At 61.5% G+C, this 6741-nt stretch carries 6 protein-coding genes and 1 pseudogene; 4 read left to right on the top strand and 3 right to left on the bottom strand.

Features of this window, described 5'->3' with window-relative positions; translation table 11 throughout:
- Positions 1-216: 216 nt before the first annotated feature.
- Entirely contained in the window at positions 217-846 is a 630-nt protein-coding gene (locus FXB40_RS18405; protein WP_148773599.1) for a glutathione S-transferase family protein, read from the bottom strand.
- A 155-nt stretch (positions 847-1001) separates the two neighbouring features.
- Here FXB40_RS18405 and FXB40_RS18400 point away from each other — a divergent pair, with 155 nt between their 5' ends.
- The 3 genes and pseudogenes from FXB40_RS18400 to FXB40_RS49195 all read left to right on the top strand — a co-directional run bounded on the left by FXB40_RS18400 (position 1002) and on the right by FXB40_RS49195 (position 3664).
- Positions 1002-1949, top strand: coding sequence for a threonine/serine dehydratase (locus FXB40_RS18400; RefSeq protein WP_187436961.1), 948 nt, complete (start codon positions 1002-1004; stop codon positions 1947-1949).
- A gap of 125 nt (positions 1950-2074) precedes the next feature.
- Positions 2075-3313, top strand: a pseudogene (locus FXB40_RS18395) (serine hydrolase); the annotation flags it as partial.
- Between the two features lie 6 nt (positions 3314-3319).
- Positions 3320-3664 (top strand): ATP-dependent Clp protease adaptor ClpS, encoded by a 345-nt coding sequence (locus tag FXB40_RS49195; RefSeq protein ID WP_430647588.1) that lies wholly within the window; start codon positions 3320-3322, stop codon positions 3662-3664.
- Between the two features lie 171 nt (positions 3665-3835).
- Here FXB40_RS49195 and FXB40_RS18390 read toward each other — a convergent pair whose 3' ends face one another.
- Positions 3836-4441: a hypothetical protein gene (locus tag FXB40_RS18390; protein WP_148773596.1), complete on the bottom strand. Its 606-nt coding sequence runs from the start codon at positions 4439-4441 to the stop codon at positions 3836-3838.
- A gap of 32 nt (positions 4442-4473) precedes the next feature.
- Positions 4474-5019, bottom strand: coding sequence for a hypothetical protein (locus FXB40_RS18385; RefSeq protein ID WP_148773595.1), 546 nt, complete (start codon positions 5017-5019; stop codon positions 4474-4476).
- Between the two features lie 402 nt (positions 5020-5421).
- On the opposite strand from FXB40_RS18385, the gene FXB40_RS18380 reads away from it, so the two are divergent.
- A complete protein-coding gene (locus tag FXB40_RS18380) occupies positions 5422-6576 on the top strand; it encodes a BBP7 family outer membrane beta-barrel protein (RefSeq protein ID WP_187436960.1) in 1155 nt (384 codons plus the stop codon).
- Positions 6577-6741: the final 165 nt, after the last annotated feature.

Genomic DNA, 6741 nt, shown 5'->3' with positions numbered 1-6741 from the left:
AGCCTGGTCGGGCAAAACACCTGTATCAAGGCAGGATCGGGTGTCGTGCCCGCCAGGCACTCTCCGCTTGGTCCGCCGCGTGCAAGTGCTTCAACGCCGTCATTGCGAGCGCAGCGAAGCAATCCAGAATCCCTCCGCTGTGGGATTCTGGATTGCTTCGTCGCAAGGGCTCCTCGCAATGACGTGTGGCGAGAGCTTGCACTCGCAATGACGCCCTCACCCCTTCGGCGGCGCCAGCGGCTGCACGATCTCCTTGAACGGGGCCAGCGCCTCGCAGCGCTCGGCGTGTGCGCTCAGCGCCGGATAGCGCGCCGTGTCGAACAGCTGCGGATGCGCCTCGCGGGTGAAGCGGGTGACGCAGGCGACCGCGATGTCGGCGTGGCCGATGCGGTCACCGAGCCAGTACGGCGTCGTCACCTTGGCGCGCTCGGCTTCCAGCACGGCGAGCACGTCGCCGATCTGCGCCTGGCAGCGCTCGACCCATAGCGCCAGCTGCTCCTTCCGCAGCACGCGCTCGTAGAGCAGGCTGACCGCCTTGTCGCCGAGGCCGGTGGCGAGCGCGCAGATGCGCAAGTGCCGGCGACGCTCGGAGCCGCTTCGCGGCAGCATCGCCTTGTCCGCACCGACGAGCTCGTCGAGATAATCCAGGATGATCGTGCTCTCGATCAGCGCTTCGCCGTCGTCGAGTACCAGCGTCGGCACGCGGCGCAAGGGATTGTACGGCGCGATCTTGTCGGCATCGCCGAAGGTCGACCACGGTCTGTGCTCGAAGGTGAGGTCGTAAAGCCGCAGCGCAATCGCGACGCGGCGGACGAAGGGGGAATCATATTGGCCAATCAGGAACATGGTTCTCGCTCTTCTCTGGCGTTGGACAAGGCAGGGCCGATCAGCTTCCCCGACAAGATCGCTGCCGCGCAAGAAAGATCTTGGAAATGGAGCATTGCGCCGAATGCATCGGCGCCGCGACAACGTCTCCCCAATGCGCTATCAAGGACGGCATCATGACAGCGACATCAGACATCAATCGGGAGCGGATCGCGGCGACCGAGGCCGTCATCCGTCCGCACATCAGGCGTACACCGCTGGTCCAGGCCGATCTCGCCGATTTCGGCCTGCCGGCGGCGCCCATCACACTCAAGCTCGAGCTGCTGCAGCATTCCGGATCGTTCAAGGCGCGGGGCGCCTTTGCCAATCTGCTGCTGCGGCAGGTGCCGCAAGCCGGTGTCGTCGCCGCATCCGGCGGCAATCACGGCGCGGCGGTCGCCTATGCGGCACAACGCCTCGGCATTCCCGCCACCATCTTCGTGCCCGACATCACCTCGCCCGCCAAGGCCGAGCGGATCAGGGGCTACGGCGCAAAACTCGTGATCGCGGGCAACCGATACGCCGATGCGCTCGCCGCGAGCGAAGCGCATCTCGCGGAGACCGGCGCGCTGGCGGTTCACGCCTACGACCAGGCCGAGACCCTGCTCGGCCAGGGCAGCGTCGGTCTGGAGCTGGAGCAGGATGCGCCCGGCATCGACACGCTGCTGGTCGCCGTCGGCGGCGGCGGACTGATCGGCGGCATCGCGGCGTGGTACGAAGGCCGAACGCGCATCGTTGCGATCGAGCCGGAGCAGTCGCCAACCCTGCACGCCGCATTCGCGGCGGGAGCGCCGGTCGACGCACCGGCCGGCGGCCTCGCCGCCGACAGCCTCGCGCCGCGGCGCGTCGGTGAATTGATGTTTCCGATCGCGCGCGCCCATGTCGAGCGGGTCGTCCTGGTCAGCGACGACGCGATCCGGCAGGCCCAGGCCGCGCTGTGGTCGAGCCTGCGCCTCGTCGCCGAGCCCGGCGGCGCGGCCGCGTTTGCCGCGCTGCTCTCTGGCCGTTATCGTCCCTCGGCAGGCGAGCGCATCGCGGTGCTGGTCTGCGGTGCCAACACGACGGCTGTGAACTTCGACAGCTAGGGCGTGGACTCATAGCGCGTAGCCAGCCACGACCGGATGGATGCACGCCGGAAAGGCATGATAATTGGCGACGAGCTTGTCGTAGCGCGCCGCGATCCGACGACATTGCGCCAGGGGCACGCTTCATGACGAGCACGTCAGCGAACATCGCACTCCTACCGAAGCCGGTCGAAAAGGCCGCGCAGGAACGGATCGAGGCAGGTACCTACCAGACACTCGTGTTCGCCATCGTGGATGGCGACGAGAGCGAGGTTGTGGCTTTCGGCAAGCTCGATGACGGCAACGCGCCTGATGGCGAAACAGTCTACGAAATCGGCTCGATCACCAAGACCTTCACGGCCACACTCCTGGCGCAGGCCATCCTGTCAGGCCGGTTGACGCTCGAGACGCCGGTGGCAGAACTTTTGGCGGACTCCAAAATCCCGTCCCGCGGCGACAGAGACATTACGCTCGGCGACCTTGCCACGCATCACTCCGGCTTGCCGCGAATGCCGTCTAACTTCACGCCAAAGGACCCAGCCAATCCCTATGCCGACTACGACGCGGCGAAGATGAATGTGTTTCTTGCCGGATACCAACTGCCCCGCGCCCCAGGGGCCTCCTACGAATATTCGAATCTGGGATATGGCCTCCTGGGCCATGCGCTTGCCCAGTCCGGGCTCACCACTTATGACGCACTCATCGACAACGGCATTCTGAAGCCGCTCGGCATGACGATGACCGGCATGGCGTTCACGGATGCAATGCGTGCTCATCTCGCTCCTGGTCACGACGACGAAGGCAAGGTGGTAAAGAACTGGGACCTGGGCGCATTGGCAGGAGCTGGCGCCCTCCGTTCCACGGCTCATGACATGCTGCGCTATCTGAAGGCCAACATGGGCATCGGCGAGCCCGCATTGGCCGCCGCGATGAACTTCGCGCAACAGCCGCGCAGCGATACCGCGAAAGTCGGCCTGGCGTGGGGGACAACCGATAAGGGAATCGTCTGGCACACCGGCGGAACCGGCGGCTACCGAAGCTTTCTCGGTTTCACAGCCGATCGGAAACGAGGTGTTGTCGTTCTCACCAATACGTTTGCGGATCCTGACGATCTCGGTTTCGCCACGCTGGACGCCGATGCGCCGCTGGCGCCAGCATATAAGGCAATCGTCCTCCCCGGTGCGTCGCTTGATGAATATGTCGGAGCCTACGAGTTGGCCGAGAACTTCCTGCTGTACCTGCGTCGGATGAACGACGGACTTTACGCCCGGGCCACCGGACAAGGTGCGTTCCCAATTTTTCCGTGGGCGCCCAATGAGTTTTTCGCCAAGGTCGCCGGGATCAGCATGACGTTTACGCGCAATCCTGAGGGCGCGGTCGACGGACTTGTCTTGCACCAGAATGGTGACCGCACCGCGCCGAAACGAATTGAAGCGAAGGACACCGAACCTCACAATGGCTCTGACATAGCCCCGGACCTGTTGAGTGAAGTACAGCTTCTGAATGATGATGCTACGCCGATGGAGTTCGTGATTTTCATATTGGAGTGGGTATTCGGCAAAGACCGTGAGACAGCAACCCGGAACATGCTTGAGATTCATGACAAGGGCGTCGGTGCATGCGGCATCTATCCTCACCACATCGCTGACGCCAAGGTGACAGAGGTGTCCGAGCTGGCACGCCAGCACGGCCATCCATTGCAATGCGTGCGCGAGCGAATTGCGTCCGACCGCTGATTGCCCGAGAGGCGATCCGTCGCTGCCAGTGCTCGCCTATGGCGAGGTGTGGCAGCGCGCGGGATTCACGTCTCGGTCGGACCAGACGTGCTTCAACGCGATGCAGCACGGGTTCTCGCTGGCGCGGGCGGAGCAGAAGGTGTTTTGAAATATCAAAGCCGTCGAAAGCGTTTACCTCGAAATTTCGCCGCTCGAAAAAGCGGCAGCAATCTCGGAGAAAAGCTCGCTACTCTGCTTCCCGCTAATTTCAAAACATAGGTCATCGGCAGACATCGTCGCTCCAATCCCTATTCTCGGATTGAATAGCCCCAACCGCTCTATTTTAAAGCGCTTAGCGATGAAGTTCAGGGCACCATACACAATGAGTTGACGAACATCGATCGACCGAAACAACCGGTCACCCGCCTTTACTTCATAAAGGGCATCTGAAGCGATCAGATCTCCCTTGCATGAATCTATCATTCCACAACCCGGGAAGGTTGGCTCGGTGAGAAGGGAGCCAGCAGGCTTATTAAACAAAAACATCCAGATTAGACGGCGTCGTTGCTCGTCAATATCGACGATTTCTTCAGGTGCAAGCCCGCCGTCGGCAGCAATATCGCCTTGAGTTTCCCGACGAATTGGCAACGACCGAACATACGAAACAGCCCGCACCAACTCCTCTGGCGTCAATTCTCCCGGAGGCCAGCCAACGTTGTTGTTTGCTGTTTGGCAAAATGCAGCAAAAGCAACTTCGTTAATAAAGCCTCTCCGTATCGGAGCGGCAGAGCTTGCCATCCCGGGAAACTCGCGCACGTAGTGCCCCAAGTTTAAACGTCGGACAAAAATATCGGTAGTCGGCGTAATGCTCTTCCAAAACGACGAGTGAACCTTGCAAAATGTGGATGCGGATAGAATTCTGAGATATCGCAGACAACAACGAACTTGAATTTCTTCGCGTGCTCAAGTGAACACCCCATGAAATCACGCCAGTTGCATGCGCCGTCGAAAATGTCCGCCGTATTGTCGTCCCATTGGCACCGATAGGAAAAGACGCGCTTTGCGCTGACTGGAAGTCGAGCGCGCTCAATTGCGTCAGATATCGAGAGAACCAGCGCAAGAAAGTACAGGTTCCAGAGCGGGTCCATCTGGGTGGCCCAGCGAAATCCCGTATAGTTCACCGGCGCCAACGCAGCATCGTGCGCTGGAGGATATCGATTTAGATTGCCGTCAAAATCCCGGTGAATCTCCCGCAACAGGTCCAGACATTGGGCCTTCTTATCGAAGAAGATGTGGTTCTCAATGGGAAACGGAAAGATGTCGGTGTCGCCGTGCCGAATTACGTTTGCAATTGCACGTTCGAAGAATTGGTCCATTGCACACCGCAGCCGCCAACTACATTTATAAGTTGAGTATCTTTGTTTTTCTATTCGTAGATCAAGGATCTAGCAAGCCGCAACATTGTTCTGAAATGCCTCGTCAGGTTCGGACTGCATCAAGGCTGCAGTACAGCTGTTGCGGGTCAGGTCGAACGGCGCGCCGCTCCGGCGTCGTTTTAATAGTCGCGCCATGCGGAAGAAGGCCGGCGCGAAGGTGGCCCTTCTGAACGGATTCGGACGCGTGAACCAATCGCTCTCGGTCGTCCAGACAACGCGATACAAACCAGCAGGCGATACCCAACGGCAACAGCCGGACGTTTTCGCGTCCCCACCACCTCAACTCCTCCTTGCCGAACAGATTGTCGCATGGTTCCATCCCACGGACCTTGGGGAAGGCAAATGACTCGGCGGATGGGGGCGGCGGCTTTTGGCGTGGCATTCGCAGCGGTCGCACTGAGCGGCGGCGCACTTGCCGCCGATCTGCCGGTGAAGGCGCCGCCGAAAGCCGTCGATTTCAATCCGTTCTGGGCCGAGGCCGACTATCTTGCCTGGAGCGTGAGCGGCGACAAGCTGCCCGCACTGGTGACGACGGCCCCCGTCGGTACGCCGTTCGGCGTGGCCGGCGTGTTGGGGCAACCGACCACGACGGTGCTGTTCGGCGATTCCAGCGTCAACAAGGACTGGCGCTCGGGTGGACGGATCACGGCCGGCTACTGGCTCGATCCGCAGCGCAGCCGTGGCATCGAGGCCTCGTTCTTCGGGCTGGAGAACGCTTCGACCGGCTTTGCCGCCAATTCCGGCGCCTATCCGATCCTGATGCAGCCTTTCACCAACGCGCTGACGGGATTTCCCGACACATTGATCGTAGGTTTTCCGGGCATCGCCACCGGCAGCGTCAACGCCAGCGAGACATCGCGCCTTCTCGGCGCCGGCGCGCTCTATCGCCAGGATATCGGGATATGGAGCGGACAGCGCATCAGCGCGCTGATCGGCTATCGCTATCTGCGCTCCTCCGACACGCTGTGGATCACCGATACGGCGAGCAGCATCGTCTTCGGCACGCTTACGCCGAGCGATAATTTCAAGGCGGCGAGCAATTTCCACGGTCTCGATCTTGGTCTTACCGGTGACTGGCGCAATGGGCCGTGGTCGCTGGAATGGCGCGGCAAGGTCGCGCTCGGCGCCAATCTCAACACGGCCGACGTTTCGGGCTCGACGATTTCGACGATAGCTGCCGTCACCACGACGGTGCCGGGCGGCTTCCTCGCATTGGCCAGCAACAGCGGCCATTTCTCGCAGACCAAATTCACCGTGGTGCCGGAGCTGTCGCTCAAGGCCGGCTACCAGATTGCGCCCGCCTGGAGCCTGACCGTCGGCTACGATGTGCTGTACTGGACCGGCGTGCAACGCGCCGGCGGCCTGATCGACACCACCATCAATCCGAGCCTGGTGCCGCCGGGACCACCTGCCGGCCCGATCCGGCCGCTGCCGGTGATGAACACGACGAACCTGCTCGCACAGGGGTTCAGTTTTGGGGTGCGGTATAATTATTGAGTGTTGGGCGAACGCGATCGCCACACTTCCTCATTGCGCGCCACCGGGTCCGCGCGAAGCGCGGCCCGATGACAGGCTCCGCGAAGCAATCCAGAATCTTTCCGCGGAGGCGGCCTGGATTGCTTCGTCGCAAGGGCTCCTCGCAATGACGGAAGGAGCCGCGTA

This window comes from Bradyrhizobium rifense, from assembly GCF_008123425.1.
In the GTDB taxonomy this organism is placed as follows: Bacteria; Pseudomonadota; Alphaproteobacteria; order Rhizobiales; family Xanthobacteraceae; genus Bradyrhizobium; species Bradyrhizobium rifense.
Note: the sequence above shows the minus strand (reverse complement) of the source record. Positions and strands in the feature narration are given on the sequence as shown.